We start from the raw sequence: 18,907 nt of genomic DNA on the forward strand, positions 1-18,907 counted from the left end.
GCGACTGTGCGGCGGTGATCGGTCCGGGCATAGTGCCGCTGCTGGACGGACAATCGTGAGCCACCGGTCGCAAGGGCCAGTTTGCCATTCGCAGCAAGGGTCTGGGCCGGCCGCGTCAGCTTGCGCCTCTAAGGTATGGCTGTCCACGACGTCCTGCTTGGAAACCCGGCTGCCAAGCTCTGCAGGCTGGCCGCGACGCCTTCAGGGCAGCAACTGGGCATGCCGAGTGGCGCGGGCCGAAACCCCCGGACTGGTTCAGCCAAAGCTTGCGCAACAGCGCAACGCAGAGCCCTGGGTGCCCCTCTTCTGCACGGGCGGCCATTGAGAGTCGGTCATGCCGCTACGTACCCGTTTGCCTATGAGATCTTCGGAAAAGAGGAACGAACAGCCATGACCTATGTCGACTCCCAAACTGTGCAATGCCACCTCTGTGGCTGTTTGATAGCAGTCGTCACGGACGCTTCAGAAAACACTAGGCCGGAGCGCAGCCACATCACGCACAGTGTGGAATTGTCGTGGCCCGCAATATCACAGCAGACTTTTTGGGCGGCAACAAAATGCGCAAAAAGAGGGTGTGCACAATGTGCACACCCTGGGCCTCGGATCGGGTGGTACCGGCGCCGGACTGGGCCGGATTGCGGAGGTTCTCGGGGGAGCGGCGGATTTCAAGGCCTGGAACCCGGTTCGAGTCCCACCTCGGGCACGTGTTTTCCCTGTTCAGGGGCTTGTGGGCCTTTGAGTGTGCACAAACTGTTCACATATGGGCCCCTTCGGGGGTTCATTTTTGTTGGCGGCCGGTTGCCTCCTTTCGGGTGTGGGTAGCGGTGTCGCTCGTTACCTGTTCATGGCGGATAGTGCCGCTCACGGCATGACCTGGCGCTGGCTGGCAAGTTTTTGGATCTCCGCAAGCGATCAACACCTGAGCTGTAATTGTATGAAGATGCCTAGCAGGACTTAGGAGCGAAGATCGGGGAACAGGTGCTGTAGGAGTCAGGCGTGCCGCGGGTGATTTTGGCGTTAGGACTTGGCGTGGTCCGCGCTTTCAAGCAGTCGGGACACCATGTAGCCGATGACGAGACCCCAGAACGCCGGGTGGATGTTGTAGAGGCTCATGCCGGACATTGTCACGACGAATGTCACCAGGGACCCCAGGGTGAAGGCTGTGGCGAACGCGGTCACAAAAGCCTGCTGGAGAGCGCGCAGCATCGCAATGCCGCCCAGGGCCAGGATGAATTCCTTCGGTGTTGCGAGCATGAGCCGGGTAAGGGCTGGCGCGAGGAGAGCACACGCCATGGCCAGGACGCCATATACCACGGCAGTTGTGTACTGGCGCTGCCGGCTTCCAGAGGAGGTCATGAGGGCGTTCGTGGGGCCGGTCACGCAGGCTGAAACAGCGCCGCAGCAAGCGTTGAGAAACGAAAACGCGCCTGAAACGATGGCGAAGACGTTGATCGGCGGATTGTGTTCGGCGGCACGGAGGACGGCGACGCCCTGGCCATTCTGAACGAACAACACGGTGAGGGCCAATGGAACTACCAGCTCGAGCTGGGCAGCCCAGGTGAACTCGGGAAGGGTCAAGACCGGGGTGGCCAGAATCGGTCCCCCTTCCCGGAGGGCAAATTGGCCACTTGCCGCCACAGCAAGGCAACCAACCACAAGGGTGCCGAGCACCGGAGGAAGAATCCTGCCCAGGGTGGGCACGGCTGTGAGGACCAGGAACACGGCCACCATCGGGGCAGCCACCACTGGGTTCGCCTGCGTTGAGGCGACTATGTCTGTGCCGAATTTCAAAAACACAGCAGCCACCATGGCCATGACAATGGGCATCGGGACCGCCGCCATGATCCGGCGCACGATTCCGGTGGCACCCAGGGCGAGGATGAGAATGGCGGACGTGAAGAATGCGCCGACCACCTCCGGAAAGGAGAGGTGCTGCAGCGACGGGCCGAGGAGTACCGTGCCGGGAATGGACCAAGCGAAGCCCAGGGGCTGGCGATAGAGGAGCGACATGAAGACCGTCGCTGCCCCGCCTGAAAATAGGATGGCAAACACCCAGGACGCGAGCTGGCCGTCAGTAAGTCCGCCCGCCGTTCCAACGGCCAGTGTGACCGCTATCGGGCCGGAGCCGGCGAAGATGAGTCCGATTAACCCGTTCGATACATAGGGCGTGCCCAGATCACGGAGGAATTGGCGCAACCCGGCGGGGCGAACCCCCGGGCGTTCCAGCCGCGGTTGGGACTCCGGAGCCGCAGCGGCTTCCGCATGGGGCATGGCGGGCTGGATCTGGCGGTATCGCGGCATTCTGGCTCCTGGGAACGGCGGAAGAAAACCGGCGCCCCGGAGTTGGCACTCCGGGGCGTCGTCCGTGCAAGAGCCGGGGCGCGTGCACTGATTGCGGGCATTGGCTCTACTTGTGCTGGCCTTCTTTGGCGAGGACGTAGTCATAGACCACTTCTTCGCCGGCCTGGCCGTCCGTGCGCGGACGCGGGGCCAGTATCAGCTCGGGCTTGACCGCCGAGGCAATGTCATCGGCGTTATGAGGATCGCCGGGGAAGTACAGCTGCTGGGTCACCGGCTGGAAGCCGGGCGCGGAGACCTTGATGTGGATGTGCGCCGGGCGCCAGGCGTGCCACCCGGCCGCGTTGATCAGCTGACCGCAAGCTCCGTCCGTGGGGATCTGGTAAGGCGCCGGACGCATGGTGTTGATTTCGAAGCGGCCGTCGTCGTTTGCTTTGACCGTGGCGCGGAAGAGCCATTCGGGGAGGCCCGGGGCGTACTGGGAGTAGAACCCGGCGCTGTCCGCATGCCAAATTTCCACCTGGGCACCCTGGATTGCATTGCCCTCGGTATCAGTGAAGCGGCCCGTGAAGTGCAGCGGGGTGCCCTCCTCGTCCTCGCGCATCTCCACGGTGCCAGGGCTCTGGAGCACCGGGGAGCCGGGCACGTAGTAGGGTCCCTCGATGGTACCCACAGTGCCTGGACGGTCCTGGGAGTTGACGTCCTCGACAGTGTGTTCCAGCCACACGTCCAGGAACAGCGGCCATTCCCCGTCGATGCCCACCTTGATCAGCCAGGCTTTGAGTGCGTTGTATTCCTCGTAGGTGACCTCGTGTTCGACGACGATGTCGTTGGCGGCCTTGATAAGTGCCCCTGCCAGCAGGCTCACCCTTTCCTTCGGCACATCCAGCTGTGCGAGTTTTCCTGAGGCGGTAAAGCGCTCGGTGGCCTTTGAGCCGGCTTCGACGGCAGTGCCCTCGTCCTCTTTACGGGCGTCCGTTTGGGTGTCAGTCATGGTGATCTCCATACTCTTCGTTGAACAGGGGAGGAAGGGTTCCTGTACCCGGTGCGAGCCTCCGTGCGCCAGGGTTCTATCCCGCGGTGACTTGGCCACGCGTGATGTCTGTCTCATGATAGGCCTCCCGATAAGGACGCCACAAATATCGATTAGGCCGCTTTTTAGTCATGAAGCCTACATAATGACACCCTTGGTCGAACCTAGGTATTTGCCTGATGTGAGTGCGGTCACGATGGGACAGGATTGCCTGACCACGTCCCACATCGGTGCCCCCGGCCTGCCCGGACGTCCCGCCAAATTTGTCCAGCACTCTCCAATGAAGGAGCAGCCATGACCGAGAATCTGACCCATGTCCGTGGGGTCCTTTCCGACGCCGTTATCGATGACCGTGAGAACGGTGTCATCCGGGCCAAGCGCGAAATTTTCACCGATGAGGATATTTTCGAACTGGAGATGAAGCACATCTTCGAGGGCAACTGGGTTTATCTCGCCCATGAGTCCCAGATCCCCAATGTGGGGGACTACTTCACCACCAACATCGGCCGTACTCCGGTTGTGATCACCCGTGACAAGGACGAGAACCTGAACTGCATCGTCAACGCCTGCTCCCACCGCGGCGCGATGCTGTGCCGCCGCAAGACGGACAACCGCACCACTTTCACCTGTCCGTTCCATGGCTGGACCTTCAAGAACTCCGGTGAATTGCTGAAGGTCAAGGACTCCCGCAACGCCGGCTACCCGGAGACTTTCAACAAGGAGGGCTCCCACGACCTCACCAAGGTTGCCCGCTTCGACTCCTACCGCGGTTTCCTCTTTGGTTCCTTGAAGGCGGACGTGCTCCCGCTCGTAGAGCACCTGAGTGACGCCACCAAGGTGATCGACTCCATCGTGGACCAGTCCCCAGAGGGACTCGAAGTCTTGCGCGGCTCATCCACCTACACCTATGACGGCAACTGGAAGGTGCAGGCGGAGAACGGCGCCGACGGCTACCACGTCACCGCCGTGCACTGGAACTACGCTGCCACCACCGCCCGCCGCAGCGCAGGCGACTCCGCCAACAAGACCAAGGCCATGGACGCCGGCAAATGGGGCAAGGTCAAGGGCGGCTTCTATTCCTACGACCACGGCCACCTGCTGCTGTGGCAGGAGTGGACCAACCCCGAGGACCGCCCGCTGTGGGACCGGCGCGAGGAGCTTGTGGCGAAGTACGGCGAGGAGATGGCCAACTTCATGATCAACATCTCGCGGAACCTGTGCCTGTACCCGAATGTCTACATCATGGACCAGTTCTCCTCCCAGATCCGCCACTTCCGCCCCATCTCCGCGGACCAGACCGAGGTCACCATTTACTGCATCGCACCCAAGGGCGAATCCCAGGAGAACCGCTCCAAGCGCATCCGCCAGTACGAGGACTTCTTCAACGCCACGGGCATGGCCACCCCCGACGACCTCGAAGAATTCCGATCCTGCAACAAGACTTACTGGGCAACCTCCGCGCCTTGGAACGACATGACGCGCGGATCCACCCATGAGATCGCGGGCCCCGACGAGCAGGCCCAGGCCCTGGGCATGACCAAGGTGATCGCGTCCGGGGTGCGCACCGAGGACGAGGGGCTCTACCCAATCCAGCACGGGTACTGGAAGAAAGTCATGGACCGGGCCCTGACGGAGGCGGAGCTCTCCGCCGTGGATACCGTTCCCGTCACTGCCTGACCGCGTCCACGTCGAACCAGAGAGAGTGCATAACCCATGACCAACCTGACAAAACCTGCTGCGGCGCTCAAGACCGCCGAGGAGATCGCCACCCTCGAAACCGTCCGCGCCTTCCTGTATCGGGAGGCCCGGCTGCTGGATGAGCGCCGATTTGATGACTGGCTCCAGTGCTACCACCCGGACTCCGAGTTCTGGATGCCCGCATGGGACGTCGACGACCGGCTGACCGAGGACCCGCAGAACGAGATCTCGCTCATTTACTACGACAACCGCGGAGGCATTGAGGACCGGGTCTTCCGGATCAAAACGGACCGGTCCTCGGCCACCTCCCTCCCGGAGCCCCGCACCGGGCACAACATCACCGACATCGAGATCGTGGACCGCGACGGCGACCAGGTTAAGGTGCGCTTCAACTGGTTCACCCTGTACTTCCGCTACAACACTACGGACACATACTTCGGGACCAGCTTCTACACGATCGATCTTGCCGGCGGGGAGCCGGTAATCATGAAGAAGAAGGTCGTCCTCAAGAACGACTACATCCACCACGTGGTGGACGTCTACATGATCTGACGGACCTGTGCCGGTGCCGGGCATTTCCCCGGCACCGGCCTTGACCGTTCCAAAAACCGTGCCCGTCGGGCACATCAACACTTTCCAGGGTCGCGACGGCGCGATCTTTAGCCAGGAGGAAATCATGGGCCACAAAGTAGCCCTCAGCTTCGAGGACGGCGTCACCAAAGTCATCAAGGTCGGCGACTACGAGACCGTGATGGACGCCGCGTACAAGGCACGCATCAACATTCCGTCGGACTGTCGTGACGGTGCCTGCGGCACCTGCAAGGCCTTTTGCGATTCCGGTTCCTTCGATCCGGGCGACTACATTGACGACGCCATGACGGAGGAGGAGCTCGAAAAGGGCTACATGCTCACCTGCCAGGCAGTGCCTGAGTCCGATATGGCCATTCAAATCCCTGCCACATCGGAATCGGCGAAAACCGGGGCCACCACCTTCATCTCCACTGTGAAGGAGCTCAACAAGCACACGGAAACCACGGTCTCCTTTACCTTGGACGTGGAAAACCGGGATGGGTTGGCATTCCTTCCGGGCCAGTATGTCAACCTCAAGGTCCCCGGAACCGACGCGGAGCGTTCTTATTCATTCAGCAGCGGCCCCGAGATGCACAATGCGTCGTTCATGGTGCGGGTGACTCCCCAAGGTGCGATGTCCGAATACCTCCGTGACAGGGCAGCGGTGGGCGACACCATAGAATTCACGGGCCCCTACGGCTCGTTCTTCCTGCGCGAGCCCAAGCGCCCCCTGCTTCTGCTGGCAGGCGGTACCGGCCTGGCCCCGCTCTTGTCCATCCTTGAGAAGCTTTCCGAGAATCCGTCGTCGGTACCCGTCCACCTGATCTATGGTCTAACCCGCGAGGCGGACATCGTTGGCCTGGACTGGCTGCGCGAATATGAGGCGAAGTTGCACGGCTTCACGTGGGACTACATTGCGTCCGAACCAGGCACGTCTGCTCCAAACACGGGCTATGTCACCCAGATCATTGCGCCCTCACACCTGTTCGACGGCGATGTTGACATCTATCTCTGCGGGCCGCCTCCCATGGTCAATGCCGTGTCGAAGTGGCTGGACTCCGAGGCCATCAAGCCCGCCAACTTCTACTTCGAGCGCTTTGCCCCGAAGGAGACCACCGGCGGCGACGCGGAGACAGGTTCACCGGCACCCGTGGAAAAGATCGAGGCAGAAGGCGACACCATGAGCCGCAGTGAGGCAGTCTCGTCCCTCGAGACCGGCCGGCTGGATTTCCGCAAGGAAGACAGCTTCGCCCAGCTTGACGCACGCATGGGCCTGGAGCTCGCAGTGAGCGAGCTGATGCTGGGCCGGCTCAGCCAGGAGCAGCTGCACCATTTCCGCCGGCTTGCCGAGGCCACCACGCGCTCTGTAACCGGCGGTACCGTTCAGGACCCGGATGAGTTCGCGCGGACCAACGAGGAGTTCCATGAATACCTCTTTATGGTCTGCGACAACCCCATGCTGCTGGAGTCCTACCGCCGGCTCGACGTCCACGCGCAGATGGCGGCGGCCTTCGAAGCGGGAACCAGCATCTTCACGCGGGTCACGCAGGACCATCTCGATATCGTTGACGCCTTCGAGCGTCAGGACAAGGCACGGGCGCGGGAGGTCATCATGGCCCATGCACACGACGCCAAGGACACCATGGCCACGGCGATCGACGCCAAGGCCGGCCGCTGATGACGCGGCCATACGCTGGACAGTTCATTACTCCGGGCCGCTATGCCGGCAAGGTAGCTCTTGTGACCGGCTCCGCCCAGGGCATTGGCCAGAAGGTGGCGGAGCGGATCGGGGCCGAGGGCGGCGCCGTTGTCCTCGTGGACCGATCCGACCTGGTCCACGAGGTGGCGCAAGCGATGGAGGAATCCGCCCAGGGTTCAGGTTCAGGAGGGTCGGCTACCTCGGTGACCGCAGATCTTGAGACCTTCGCAGGTGCGCAGCAGGCCGTGGAGGCTGCGCTGGCCGCCTACGGCCGGGTGGACGTGCTGGTCAACAACGTCGGCGGCACGATTTGGGCCCGCCCGTACGAAGAGTACGACGAGGAGAAGATCGAGAAGGAGATCCGCCGCTCACTCTTTCCCACCCTCTGGACCTGCCGGGCTGTGCTCCCGGCCATGCTGGAACAGGGCTCCGGCACCATCGTCAACGTTTCCTCGGTGGCCACCCGCGGGCTGCACCGGGTGCCCTATGCAGCGGCGAAAGGTGGTGTCAACGCCCTAACGCAATCGTTGGCAATGGAGGTGGGCGGACGCGGCATCCGCGTGGTCGCAACCGCCCCGGGGGGTACCGAGGCGCCGCCCCGCAAGGTCAAGCGGGGGCCGGAAGCCGAATCCTCCATGGAAAAGGCCTGGTACCAGGTGATCGTAGACCAAACCGTGGATTCATCTTTTCTCAAGCGCTACGGGACCTTGGACGAACAGGCCGCGCCGATCGTATTCCTTGGGTCAGATGAAGCGTCGTACCTCACCGGAAGCATCCTTCCGGTTGCTGGCGGGGACCTGGGCTAAGGCCACCGGTGATGGATTCGCGCCGCCAAGGCCGTACGGTCCACTCCAGTAGGATTGCGGTCATGACGACGGGCTCCCTCAGTGGTGAAATGGCGGAGGACCTTCCGCTCGTTGGCCGGCGGGAGGTCTTCGAGGCGCTGTTGGAGATTCTCCGCAATGTCCGCAAGGGAAATGTGGGTGCAGTCGTGATCTCCGGGACGGCGGGCTCAGGGAAGACCGCAGTGTTCGATTTATTCCTTGAGCACTGCCGCACCGGGGTCCGAGGTGTCCGCGTGCTGTCCGCCATGGGCGACGACTGGGAGGCTCAGTTTGCTCTCGCCGGTTACTCCCAGCTTATGCTCACGACACCGCTCCGCTCGGCAAAGGATTACGACGGCGGCCCGCCCGTTCCCCCTGGCCCCGTCGCGTCGCTTACGCCGGGCCAGGTGGTCAATTACGCTTCGACCCTCAGCAGCCACCTCGAAGGACTGCAGTCGCACGGCACCGTAGTTGTCGCCGTCGACGACGTTCACAAACTCGACACGGAGAGCCTGCGCATCCTCACCTTCGTCATGCGCCGGCTGCACGGAAAACGGATTCTGTTCCTGCTCACGATCAACCCCGATGACGCAACACATGTCCCCGCAGGTGCGCTGGACTTCCTTTCGGGTCATCAGGTCACCCGTATCCCGCTGGATCCGCTCACGCCGCAGCAGGTCCAGCTTCTTGCCAGGACGACGCTCGGCATCGACCTTAGTGCCACGGCGGCCCACGGGCTGGTCCGTCACACCCGCGGAATTGCGCAACCGGTCGTAGAGCTGCTCCACGAGTTACCAGCGGAGACGTGGCAGGCGTGGTTTCCCTCCCTGCCGCCGACCTCTCGGGTGCGCGCCCGGGTGCGCAGCGTCCTCGCGGCGGCGTCGCCCGGGCTGGTCTCTGTGGCAGAGTCTGCGTCCGTGCTCGGACGCAGCGCGGGGCTGGCAGAGGTGTCCCAGGTCAGCGGGCTGGAATCGGTCATGGAGGTACTCGACGAGGGGCACCGGGCAGGGTTGTTGGGGCTGACTGTGGATCAGGCCCGTTCTTCCGTTCTGTTCTTTGAACCAGGCACCGCCGAGGCCATCTACGAACAGATCGTCCCCAGCCGGCGCATCGCGCTGCACCGGCTGGCAGCTGAGGCCGTGCAGCCCGAGGGTGAACGTCTGGGCCACCGCGTCTCAGCAACTCCTGGTGCAGACGAGGCCCTTGCTGAAGAGCTGGAGGAGTATGCCCGGGGCCAGGCACTGCTGGGAGTCTGGCAGGATGCCTCGACGGCACTGTTCTCCGCGTCCCGGCTTTCCCGAGACGTCCGATCCCGGAACGACAGGCTCTTGAGGGCCGTGGATGCCCTGGTGGGCTCCGGCAACATAGCCCAGGCGCAGATGTGGAGCGCGGCAGTGGACGCCCTGCCATCCTCTCCGCTCCGCTCCTCCGTCCTGGGATACCTCTCTACTGTGTCGGGACAAAATGACAGCGCGCAGACGCAACTGGAGATGGCCTGGCGCACCTGCAACCCAGAGCATGATCCCGCGGCCGCCGCGCAGGTGGCGCAGCGCTTTGTCCTGCACGGCGTCGCGTCCTGGGACGGCCCGCTGATTACCGGCTGGGCCGAACGGGCCATGGAACTTACGCAGCCGGGAACCCCCGCCCACGTTGAGTCAGAGGCAATTTACGGCTTGGGCCTGTACGCACAGGGCCGGCTTTCCGAGGCGGAGGACTCCTATGGCCGGGCCTTCGAACATGCTGCAGAGAACGCCCAAAAACAGCGGGTCCAGATGGGTGCCGGCTGGCTGGCACTACGCCTTGACAACGTTGAGTCAGCGTTGGTGAACTTCGAGGCGGCTGCTCCCACCGAGTACCGTGGCGGCTCGATGCGGATTTCCCTGTGGGCCGAGGCCTGGCTGGCGCGTACCCACCTGGTGCTGGGAAACTGGGATGCGGCCGCCGCCACCGTGGCGCGCGCATCCGTCCGCCTCGAAACCTCGCGAATGCCGCTGATCCGGCCCCTGCTGTACTGGACTGCGGCGGAGCTTTGGTCCATGCGTGGGGACTGGGACCGGGCCCGCTACTACGTTTCGCAGGCAGCGGTACAGCCGGGGACCTACCGGGCCATGCAGGTGCCGGCAAGCCTTGCCCGTGCCCGCTTCCACGAGGCGCGGGCCGACTACGAAGGTGCTTTGGCTGTGCTGCAGCCGCTGACGGAGCTGGACCCCTGGACTGAGAACCGGGTGTCCTTCTGGCCCTGGCAGGACACCTACGTCAACGCCCTTGTCATGACTGACCAGCTCGACGCCGCCGACTCGTTCCTCACCGCGTTTGAACGTGTCCCGCGAGAGCGGGAAGTGCCATCGGATCTGGCGCGGATGGCGTGGGCGAGGGGCCGGCTCGTGGCCGCGCAGGGGGACCCTGACACTGCCAGGGAACACTTCGAGGCGTCCCTGGGCCACCTCCGCGGGCTTAACCGGCCGTACTTGCGGGCCCGGATTAGCTTTGCCTTCGGCCAGAGCATGCGCCGGGCCGGCAAACGGCGCTTGGCGTCCTCGGTCCTGCGCGTGGCCCGCGACCTGTACGACTCCCTTGGGGCGGCAACCTACGTGGAACGGTGCGACCGTGAGCTCAAAGCAACAGGCCTTGACGTCGGTCACCTGCCTGATCTGGCCGACCCCGTGCTCATGGCGGCCAGCGACCACCATATTCAGTTAACAGCGCAGGAACGGGCGGTGGCTGAGCTGGTAGCGGCCGGGGCCACTAACAAGGAGGCGGCGCGCGCCCTGTTCGTGGCGGAGAAGACGGTGCAGTATCACCTGACGCGGGTCTACCGGAAGATGGGAGTCCGCTCCCGCAGCGAACTTGCGGCTGTGTTCCGGGCTACGGACTGACCCGGGACACAGCTTGTCCTGACGTCCGCCGGTGTAACTTGACCCGGCGTTTACTTGACGTCGGACGGGTGCTTGGCGAGTGGCACCACCGAGATGTCCATGAAAGGGAACAGGGGAAGGTTCTGCAGGATCTCGTGAAGTTCGTCGTTCGAATCGACGTCGAAGATTGAGTAGTTGGCGTATTCCCCAACCACCCGCCAGATTTCCGGCCACTTTCCCGAGTTCTGTAACGCCTGCGAGTAGGCTTTCTCCTTGGCCTTGATCTCCGCGGCTTCAGCGGCGGGGAGGTCGACGGGCAGGTTGACGTCCATGTGGACAAGATATTTCACGGATGTACTTTCGGAAGGTGGGATGTTATCGGTCGGAGCGGTACAGGGAGAGCTTGTCTTCATCAACAGCTGTGCCTACGCCCGGTCCCTCGGGAACACGGATGCGACCGTCGGTGATGGCCAGGGGCTCTTCCAGGAGGTCGTCGGCCATGTCCAGGAAATTGGACAGCTCCGCCGCACGCTTGGCGGTATGGGCGAAGGCAGCGCCGAAGACCACCGAGGCGGCCGTGCCGACCTGAGTGTCGATCTGGTTGCCTATATAGACGTCGATGCCCATACCCTCGGCCATTCCAACGATCTTGGCCGCCTCGGTAAAACCGGACCGTGCCGTCTTGACAGCCAGGAGGTTCGCGCCGCCGGTGAGGATTTCCCGTGCGGCCTCACCTAGATTGGCGGCAGACTCGTCCGCGGCGATGGGGATGGGGGAGTTCGCCACGAGGCGACGGCGCCCGAGGACTTCGCGGGCGTCGTCGGGCTCCTCCAGGAACTGCAGGCCCAACTCCGCCGTGCGTCGCAAAACCTCGGCGGCCTCGTTGGCGGACCACCCGCGGTTGGCGTCCATGTAAAGTTCAGCGTCCTCGCCAAGGCCATTCCGCAAAACCCGGGCGGCCTCGATATCAAGGTGAAGGGGACGGCGCCCGGTCTTAAGCTTGAACGTGTTGATGCCGTAGGTCTCGCGGAACTTCAGCGCCAGTGCCAGCAACTCCTGGGCAGGTTTGAAGCCGAGCATATGGGATACCCGGAGCGAGTCGGAGTACCCGCCCAGCAGCTTTGTCACCGGCTGCCCCAGAGTCTTGCCAATGACGTCCCACAGGGCGATATCCACGGCCCCCTTGGCCGTCTGGTTGTGGACCGTCCGGTTCAGGATTTCCTGGACTTTCTCTCGGTCAAAGATGTCGACCCCGATCAGTTGCGGGGCAAAAATGTCCTCTACCACCGCGACGATGGACTTCTGCGTCTCACCATAGGTGTAGGGGCGCGGCGGCGTGTCGGCAGTGCCCACCACCCCGTCGTCTGAGCGAAGCCTGATGAGCACATGGTCTGCCTCGTGCACGGAGCCGGAGGCGAAGTGCAGGGGGTGGAGATAGGGGATCGAGTAGGGAATCGCTTCAATGGCTGCGATCTTCATCAGCGGGTCTGCCTTTCATTAGTGGGAAACGGCACGGGGCCGGGGCCGGGGTGCGGGGGCAGGCGCCCGGGCTCTGCCGTCGCGGTATCAACGACTTCCAGGAAATTCTGCAGCAGGGCGGAGGGGTGCCCGCGCATCCATGCAACTGCGAGTTCCACCGCGGGGACGTTTTCAATCTCCCGGTAAACGACGCCTTCGAGTTGGATGGCCCGCACGCTGGACGGCATGACGGCCACCCCGCCCCCCGCGGCTACGAATGCCAGCATCGTGGAGGTCTCTCCTACCACCTGAGCGATGCGTGGCCGGAAACCGGCCTGGCGGCACAGGTCTGATGTGGTCCGGTAGAGCACAGACTCGGGTGCATAGGCGATGAAGTCCTGGTCCTGCAGTTCGTGCATCGCCACGGTCCGGTCTACCGCGAGGGCGCTGAACGAGGGAAGCGCGACGACGAGCGGCTCCCTGGCCACAATCCGGTAGTCGATGTCGGAAGAAGCAACGGGGGGGCGCAGCAACGCGGCGTCCAAAGTACCCTCCCTCAGCCCTGCTTCCATGGAAGGTGTGAGCATTTCGCCGTGCAGTGCAAGGGACAGGCCGGGCAGGACCTGCTTGGCGAGCCGGGCGATCTGCGGCATGACGCCGTAGGTTGCCGACCCTGAAAAGCCCACCCTGAGGACGCCGGTTGCGCCCTTGCCCACTTGAGAGACATCGGCCTGAAGTGTGGCTAACTCGTTGACGATCTGCCGACCGCGATCCAGCAGGAGTTGGCCCGCCGCCGTGAGGTCAACCCTTCGCGTAGTGCGGTTGAGCAAGCGGACTCCCAACTGCTCCTCCAACTGGCGGATCTGCTGCGATAGAGGAGGCTGAGCCATGTGCAGGCGCTTGGCCGCGCGGCCGAAGTGCCGTTCCTCGGCAACCGCGATGAAATAGTTCAACTGCCGAATGTCCAACGTGGTGCCGTCCTTCCGCCCGACCGACCCAGCCGGTGCTGCCCTGGGCGCGTTATTGATTCATAGAATAACCATAAAGAGCCCTACTAGTATATTCAGTAGGCGTAATCGTGTCAGGGCAGCGACCGGTTGGTCTACGTGAGTTGCTCAGTACGAACGCTGTCCTCGGCCTGCCCTTCGGCGATCTCTTCGACTTGGTGTTCGGCCTCCTCCAGCTTGCGCTGGCGGGGTACCAGGACTGTAACCACGGCGCCGAAAAGTGCCACAGCCCCGTAGATGTAGAAGGCGGTGGACCCGCCGATGCCGGCGGCGGCCAGCCAGCCGCCAATGATCGGGCCAAGCACCCCGCCCAGCCGGCCCACGCTGGCGCACCATGCAACGCCCGCCGCCCGGGCATTGGTGGTGAAGTAGTTGGACTGGAACCCGTAAACCAATACCTGGGTGCCCAGCGTTCCCACGCCCGCGAGGGCAATGAAGGCAAAAAGCAGCGGCAACGGAAAGCTAAAGGTCATGAGCCCCAAGGAAATGGTCGCCAGTACGAACGTTGCGGCGATGACACGCTGGGGTCCGTTCCTATCCGCCAGACGGGACGCGAGCAGCCCGCCCGCCACTGCGCCGAGGTTCAGCGCGAGCGGGAAAAACAGGGAGTATGTCCGACCGTAGCCGTAGCCCTCCATGATTTTGGGCAACCACGTGTTAAGTCCGTAGGTCAGCAGAAGGCCTGAGAAGGACATCAGGCCAAGAAGAACGGAGGCTACGGCGAACTGACGGGAAAAGACGGCTGCAAAGCCTGACTTCTGGGGCGCGGCACCGACCTCCAAAATCACCCGCTCTTCGATGAGCGGGACGCCGGTGCGTTCGGAAGCCGCCATGGCCTCCTCTTCACGGCCACGGGACAACAGCCAGCGCGGCGATTCCGGGAGCTTGCGCCAGGCAAGAGGCAGGAGGACGACCAGTGGCAGGGAACCGATGATGAATAGCCCGCGCCAGCCGATGCTGTCGAGGAAGAGGATGCCCATGATTGATGCCAGGACGCCGCCAGCCGGGACCCCCGAGTACACAATTGCGTTGTAGAACTGCCGCCTCCCCGCGGGTGCGAATTCCGCCATGGTGGCGCCTGCAGTTGCGATAACCACTCCCAGGCCGAGACCGGTAATGAACCGCAAGGCACCGAAGGCAGGAACGGTGGTGGCAAACGCTGTAACGAACATGCCGACGGAGAACCAAGCGATGCCCAGGAGCATCAGCCGGCGTCGGCCGAAAAAGTCACCGATGGCGCCGCAGACTAGTGAGCCCACGAGTACTCCGATGAGCGCCCAGGATCCCAGGAGGCCGGCGGTGACTGCATCAAATGCGCCGATCTGGCTCGGGTCCGCAAGAAGCCCCGGAAGGACGGTGCCGTAAATGACGAGGTCGTATCCGTCAAACAGGAGGGCCGTGCAGATGACGAAGGCGACCCAATTTGCCGTGCGTGCCTCCTTTGTTGGATTTTCGGCGATAGCGGCATGCGGTTGTGTCATGGTGCCAAGTCCTCTCTGAGTGAAGGCAGAACGGCGCAGCGAAGGATCTTCGGGGTCGTCTTCCGGTTGTTTTCAGCCTGACAGAGCTGTGATGCAAGTCATATGAGGGAAATACCCGGATTTTCGCCGGGGGGATATTCATATGTTGCAGATATCAGACGGTCGCTTTAGGTAGGCCGGCCGTGGGCAGTCCTGCCCGTCTCAATCCATACGATCTGGATATGGAGCATCGGGGCAGGAACGCTGGTCGTAATACGGACGCATGGATAGGCTGTCAAAATGATCAAGCCCGCACGCCTTCACTCAGACCTGTCTCGGCTCGGCAGGGAGTCGGACATGTTCCTGGCCACCGTTGAGTCCCTTGTCGACGACGAGTTGACCGCTCCCTCGTTGTGCGAGGGGTGGACGCGCGCAGATGTCATCGCCCACGTCGCCTCCAGCGGCCGCGCTTTGGTCAAGCTCATCGACTGGGCCACCTCAGGCGAGGATCATCCCTTGTACGCCTCACGGGACGCTCGCTCGCAAGAGATCGCCGCGTTGGCCGCTCTACCGAGGCAAGAGCTCGTCGGGGAACTGCGGGAGTCGGTCCGGAACTTTGCCGAGCAGGCACAGCGGCTGGGCGGGGAGCTCGCGACCCCTGAGGTGCGGCTTAGCGGCAAGGTGCTCCCTGCCACCTCCATTGTTGCGCTCCGGATTGCCGAGGTGGTGGTGCATCACCATGATCTCGACACTGCCTGGACCGTCGAGGAGGCCGATCCGGATTCGCTGCTGAACGCCCTTGAAGCCGTGGTGCGTTCACTGCGGGCCAAGGGGTCACCTGGAATGACGTTGGTGACCGAGGAGCGTGACGAGTGGGTGATCGGCGACGGCGGTCTGAGGGTTGTGTCCGACCGCGAGGGCCTGCTCCAGTGGCTGGCCCGCGGCGACGCCGAACATATTGATGTGGACGGCCCGCTGCCGGCGCTGCCATCCTGGTGAGCGGGCGTGCGCTGGGGGCACAAGGGGCAACTGCAGCGGTCCAGGACACGAAGGCGGAGGGAGTCCCAGGTGATGGCCCGGGTATCCTGATCCGATTCAACGTCGCCTGCCGCTGGCTGAAAGGGGTGTGCAAATTGTGCACACCCTGGGCTTAGGACCGGAGCGTATTGGTTCCAGCCGGGGCCCGATTGCGGATGTTTGCGGGGGAGTGACGGAAATTCAAGGGCTGGAACCCGGGTCGAGTCCCACCTCGGGCACAGTGTTTTCACTGTTCAGGGGCTCGTAGGCCTCCGAGTGTGCACGAACTGTTCACTAATGGGCCCCTTCGGGGGCCCTTTTTTGTTGGCGTGCCGTGGCTCCTCTCGTGTTTGGGTAGCGGTGCCGCTGGTTATCTGTTCATGGCGGGGAGGGCCGCAAACTGCATGACCGGACGTTGCTGGGCGAGGGCCGCTTTGGCTTGTTTGCATTCTTTGATGTCACGACTGTTCGTGGCGACGTTTCGAGATAGGTGCATGACCGTGTGCGTCTTGTTGACGGGTTCTGCTGGGCTGGCAGGTTGCTGTGCCCCATTGTGTGGCTGAGCTTCGTACGATGCGATGGCGTGACTACGGCGGCCACACTCAGGCCAGGCTGGTGCCTATGGCTCCGGTGAAATAGGGGACGAGCCAGATGGCCCAGACGAGAAGTGAAAACTTGTGGAAGCGTTTCTTGTCGACATCGCGATTACGCAGCAACACGATGACGGCCCAGCCGAAATGGATCACCATGAGCAGCAATGCTGCCGCCCCGGTGACGGCCATCACGGCATTGAGGCTCGCACCGATTCCTCCGGGCCGAACTTCGCTTGATGCCGCGAGTTGAGTCATCAGGTATGTTCCGCTGGCGTCGCAGATCAGGCCGAGTGCAAAGAATCCCGCATGCCACCACTTCAGGACGCGTTGGAGATGCTCCGACCATACGCCGATCGAGTAGAAGACCAGGGCTGAGGTGATGAGGATGATCGCAGGCAAGAGCATGTCTCGAGACTACGGGTGCAACACTTTCTCAGGATCATCCAGAAGGGTGATGCGGGGATGCCAGTGAAGGAATTTCCGGCAGACCCGGTGCTCGGGTTTTTCCAACGTCAACCAGGGCTGGCATCGCAAATATGACGCTGTGGACTTGGGAAGTGATGTGCCGTAGGGAGGTGCCTGCTATCTGGCTGGTACTTCACATTCGTTCATAGCCTGCGTGGTTGAGGATGACATGACGGAACGGTGGGACGCCATGGTGCTTATGGAGCGTTCGGTGTCAGGTCCGCGTGGCCGGCCTAAGCACCCGCGACCGGCCCGACAGCCTCCTTGATCCGATGAGAACCGTTTCGTCAACCGGTCACGGAGCTTGGATGGTTTGATTAGTCCGTGCTTCGTCTAAAACGCCTTACGGTTTTCAGCCTGTTCGCGGTTTGCCTCATCACCGCATTCTCGTTCTGGGTAACCCGGCAGCCCGGCGCAGACTCCCGCGGGACCGTCTCTGCACCTCCGCGAGCGGGGGCGGAACTTGAAATCTTCTCCACCGGCATCAGCACCGCCGTGAACGTAACCCAGAGCCCGGATGCCCGGTGGCTCATCAGGGCTGCCGCGCAGGCCGGGATCCCTGCCCGTGCGCTCCGGGCCTACGTTGCTGCGGCAGCCACGGCCAACGATTCCGCTCCGGTGTGCGGGATCGGCTGGAACACCGTGGCAGCTGTCGGCTTCGTCGAATCCGCGCACGGAACGTACGGCGGCGGCAGCCTTGACATCGCCGGGCAGGCGAGCGGCCCAATTGTGGGCCCGCGTCTCGATGGCGCCGGATTCGCCGCCATCGCCTACACGGACGCGGGAGTCCTGGACGGCGACGCCCGCTGGGACCACGCCGTCGGACGCATGCAGTTCATTCCCACCACCTGGCAGCTTGTAGGGCGGGATGGGAACCTGGACGGAACAGCGGACCCGTTCAATATCGACGACGGAGCCCTCAGCGCGGCGACCTATCTGTGCGCCCGCGGCCGTGACCTCTCGACCGCCCAGGGGGGGACCGACGCCATCTACTCCTACAACCAGTCCGATCCCTACATCCGCCAGGTGCGGGTCCAAGCCACCGCATACGCCGCCAAGACGGGCACCGCCAAATGAGTCCACGGGACTTCCCCACGGCGCGGAGGAATCGCGTTCAGCGCGTCGTCTCGTACCTGGTCAGGACCACGCCGCCGGGAAACGTCCGCGTCTCCACCAGGCTCAGGTTCACCCAGCCGTTCAGCGAGGTGAAGAACGGAGTGCCGCCGCCCACCAGGACCGGATAGGTGGCTAGCGCGTATTCGTCGATCAGCCCGGCCCGCATGGCCGCTCCGGCGAGCGTTGCGCCGCCGACGCTCATCGGGCCGCCGTCCCCGGCCTTGAGCCGGGTGATCTCGGCGATCGCGTCACCGGTGACCAAGCGGGTGTTCCAGTCGACCTTGTCGATCGTCGAGGAGAACACCACCTTCGGCGTGTCCCGCCAGTTCCGCGCGAACTCGATCTCCGCCGGGGTGGCGTTGGGCTGCTGGTCGCCGGTCGGCCAGTAGGAACTCATTGTCTCCCACAGCTTGCGGCCGTACAGCGACAGGCTGCTAGCCCGCTCCTGGTCGAGCCACCACTGGAACAGTTCGTCGCTCGGCCCGCCCCATCCGATGTCGTCGCCAGCCGCGGCGATGTAGCCGTCCAGGGTCAGATTCATGCCGTAGATCAGTTTCCGCACGGCGCCAGCCTTCCGTCTCGTAGTGGTCGAGGGCGTCATTGAACTCTGTCGTCCCGCACATGATCAGCAGCATCGTGTCCCTCATGGAGCCACCGTAATTGCCAATGATCTGGATGCCATAGCCCTCGGGAGTGTCCGTTTAACGGTGGATCCGTGGCTGGCATTTAATTGATTCTTCCTTCGAAGGTGATGGCGAACGCGTTCAGGGCCGGCTTCCACCTCGTCGCCCATCGTGCCCTGCCTTTGCCAGTC

General features: G+C 63.2%; 15 protein-coding genes. 7 read left to right on the forward strand and 8 right to left on the reverse strand.

Annotated elements, in window-relative coordinates:
- Positions 1-1,017: 1,017 nt before the first annotated feature.
- Positions 1,018-2,301, reverse strand: coding sequence for a benzoate/H(+) symporter BenE family transporter (locus ACZYZE_RS17215; RefSeq protein ID WP_463909119.1), 1,284 nt, complete (start codon positions 2,299-2,301; stop codon positions 1,018-1,020).
- A 106-nt stretch (positions 2,302-2,407) separates the two neighbouring features.
- The gene (gene catA / locus ACZYZE_RS17220; protein ID WP_463909121.1) at positions 2,408-3,304 is read right to left on the reverse strand and encodes a catechol 1,2-dioxygenase; all 897 of its coding nucleotides are present in this window, start codon (positions 3,302-3,304) and stop codon (positions 2,408-2,410) included.
- Between the two features lie 321 nt (positions 3,305-3,625).
- On the opposite strand from catA, the gene benA reads away from it, so the two are divergent.
- The 5 genes from benA (at position 3,626) to ACZYZE_RS17245 (ending at position 10,998) form a co-directional block, all read left to right on the forward strand.
- Positions 3,626-5,008, forward strand: coding sequence for a benzoate 1,2-dioxygenase large subunit (gene benA / locus ACZYZE_RS17225; RefSeq protein WP_463909123.1), 1,383 nt, complete (start codon positions 3,626-3,628; stop codon positions 5,006-5,008).
- 36 nt (positions 5,009-5,044) lie between these two features.
- The gene (benB, locus tag ACZYZE_RS17230) at positions 5,045-5,581 is read left to right on the forward strand and encodes a benzoate 1,2-dioxygenase small subunit (RefSeq protein WP_463909125.1); all 537 of its coding nucleotides are present in this window, start codon (positions 5,045-5,047) and stop codon (positions 5,579-5,581) included.
- 40 nt (positions 5,582-5,621) lie between these two features.
- Positions 5,622-7,277 (forward strand): benzoate 1,2-dioxygenase electron transfer component BenC, encoded by a 1,656-nt coding sequence (gene benC, locus ACZYZE_RS17235; protein WP_463909127.1) that lies wholly within the window; start codon positions 5,622-5,624, stop codon positions 7,275-7,277.
- Complete coding sequence (locus ACZYZE_RS17240; RefSeq protein ID WP_463909129.1) at positions 7,277-8,104, forward strand: 1,6-dihydroxycyclohexa-2,4-diene-1-carboxylate dehydrogenase; 828 nt, start codon at positions 7,277-7,279, stop codon at positions 8,102-8,104. The genes benC and ACZYZE_RS17240 overlap by 1 nt, the downstream gene beginning before the upstream one ends.
- A gap of 62 nt (positions 8,105-8,166) precedes the next feature.
- The gene (locus ACZYZE_RS17245) at positions 8,167-10,998 is read left to right on the forward strand and encodes a LuxR C-terminal-related transcriptional regulator (protein WP_463909131.1); all 2,832 of its coding nucleotides are present in this window, start codon (positions 8,167-8,169) and stop codon (positions 10,996-10,998) included.
- Between the two features lie 50 nt (positions 10,999-11,048).
- Here the strand turns inward: ACZYZE_RS17245 and catC are convergent, their stop codons facing one another.
- The 4 genes from catC to ACZYZE_RS17265 all read right to left on the reverse strand — a co-directional run bounded on the left by catC (position 11,049) and on the right by ACZYZE_RS17265 (position 14,923).
- On the reverse strand, positions 11,049-11,327 hold the full coding sequence (gene catC / locus ACZYZE_RS17250) for a muconolactone Delta-isomerase (protein ID WP_463909133.1): 279 nt from the start codon (positions 11,325-11,327) through the stop codon (positions 11,049-11,051).
- A gap of 25 nt (positions 11,328-11,352) precedes the next feature.
- Entirely contained in the window at positions 11,353-12,456 is a 1,104-nt protein-coding gene (locus tag ACZYZE_RS17255) for a mandelate racemase/muconate lactonizing enzyme family protein (RefSeq protein ID WP_463909134.1), read from the reverse strand.
- Complete coding sequence (locus ACZYZE_RS17260; RefSeq protein ID WP_463909136.1) at positions 12,456-13,403, reverse strand: LysR substrate-binding domain-containing protein; 948 nt, start codon at positions 13,401-13,403, stop codon at positions 12,456-12,458. Before ACZYZE_RS17260 ends, ACZYZE_RS17255 begins: the two co-directional genes overlap by 1 nt.
- Positions 13,404-13,537: 134 nt before the next feature.
- On the reverse strand, positions 13,538-14,923 hold the full coding sequence (locus ACZYZE_RS17265; protein ID WP_463909138.1) for an MFS transporter: 1,386 nt from the start codon (positions 14,921-14,923) through the stop codon (positions 13,538-13,540).
- Between the two features lie 279 nt (positions 14,924-15,202).
- On the opposite strand from ACZYZE_RS17265, the gene ACZYZE_RS17270 reads away from it, so the two are divergent.
- The gene (locus ACZYZE_RS17270; RefSeq protein WP_463909139.1) at positions 15,203-15,901 is read left to right on the forward strand and encodes a maleylpyruvate isomerase family mycothiol-dependent enzyme; all 699 of its coding nucleotides are present in this window, start codon (positions 15,203-15,205) and stop codon (positions 15,899-15,901) included.
- Between the two features lie 620 nt (positions 15,902-16,521).
- Here ACZYZE_RS17270 and ACZYZE_RS17275 read toward each other — a convergent pair.
- On the reverse strand, positions 16,522-16,917 hold the full coding sequence (locus tag ACZYZE_RS17275; RefSeq protein WP_463909141.1) for an HsmA family protein: 396 nt from the start codon (positions 16,915-16,917) through the stop codon (positions 16,522-16,524).
- Between the two features lie 384 nt (positions 16,918-17,301).
- Here ACZYZE_RS17275 and ACZYZE_RS17280 point away from each other — a divergent pair, with 384 nt between their 5' ends.
- Positions 17,302-18,054, forward strand: coding sequence for a lytic transglycosylase domain-containing protein (locus ACZYZE_RS17280; protein ID WP_463909143.1), 753 nt, complete (start codon positions 17,302-17,304; stop codon positions 18,052-18,054).
- A gap of 37 nt (positions 18,055-18,091) precedes the next feature.
- On the opposite strand, the gene ACZYZE_RS17285 is transcribed toward ACZYZE_RS17280, so the two are convergent.
- Complete coding sequence (locus ACZYZE_RS17285) at positions 18,092-18,655, reverse strand: dihydrofolate reductase family protein (RefSeq protein WP_463909145.1); 564 nt, start codon at positions 18,653-18,655, stop codon at positions 18,092-18,094.
- Positions 18,656-18,907: the final 252 nt, after the last annotated feature.

The sequence above is a fragment of the Pseudarthrobacter woesei genome, assembly GCF_055412745.1.

What these genes read in the sequence shown, in the direction of transcription:
- ACZYZE_RS17270 (WP_463909139.1), top strand. Translation starts at nt 15,203, where the DNA reads ATGATCAAGCCCGCACGCCTTCACTCAGACCTGTCTCGGCTCGGCAGG.
- ACZYZE_RS17275 (WP_463909141.1), bottom strand. Translation starts at nt 16,917, where the DNA reads ATGCTCTTGCCTGCGATCATCCTCATCACCTCAGCCCTGGTCTTCTAC.
- benA (WP_463909123.1), top strand. Translation starts at nt 3,626, where the DNA reads ATGACCGAGAATCTGACCCATGTCCGTGGGGTCCTTTCCGACGCCGTT.
- ACZYZE_RS17215 (WP_463909119.1), bottom strand. Translation starts at nt 2,301, where the DNA reads ATGCCGCGATACCGCCAGATCCAGCCCGCCATGCCCCATGCGGAAGCC.
- ACZYZE_RS17240 (WP_463909129.1), top strand. Translation starts at nt 7,277, where the DNA reads ATGACGCGGCCATACGCTGGACAGTTCATTACTCCGGGCCGCTATGCC.
- benB (WP_463909125.1), top strand. Translation starts at nt 5,045, where the DNA reads ATGACCAACCTGACAAAACCTGCTGCGGCGCTCAAGACCGCCGAGGAG.
- ACZYZE_RS17265 (WP_463909138.1), bottom strand. Translation starts at nt 14,923, where the DNA reads ATGACACAACCGCATGCCGCTATCGCCGAAAATCCAACAAAGGAGGCA.
- catA (WP_463909121.1), bottom strand. Translation starts at nt 3,304, where the DNA reads ATGGAGATCACCATGACTGACACCCAAACGGACGCCCGTAAAGAGGAC.
- ACZYZE_RS17255 (WP_463909134.1), bottom strand. Translation starts at nt 12,456, where the DNA reads ATGAAGATCGCAGCCATTGAAGCGATTCCCTACTCGATCCCCTATCTC.
- ACZYZE_RS17245 (WP_463909131.1), top strand. Translation starts at nt 8,167, where the DNA reads ATGACGACGGGCTCCCTCAGTGGTGAAATGGCGGAGGACCTTCCGCTC.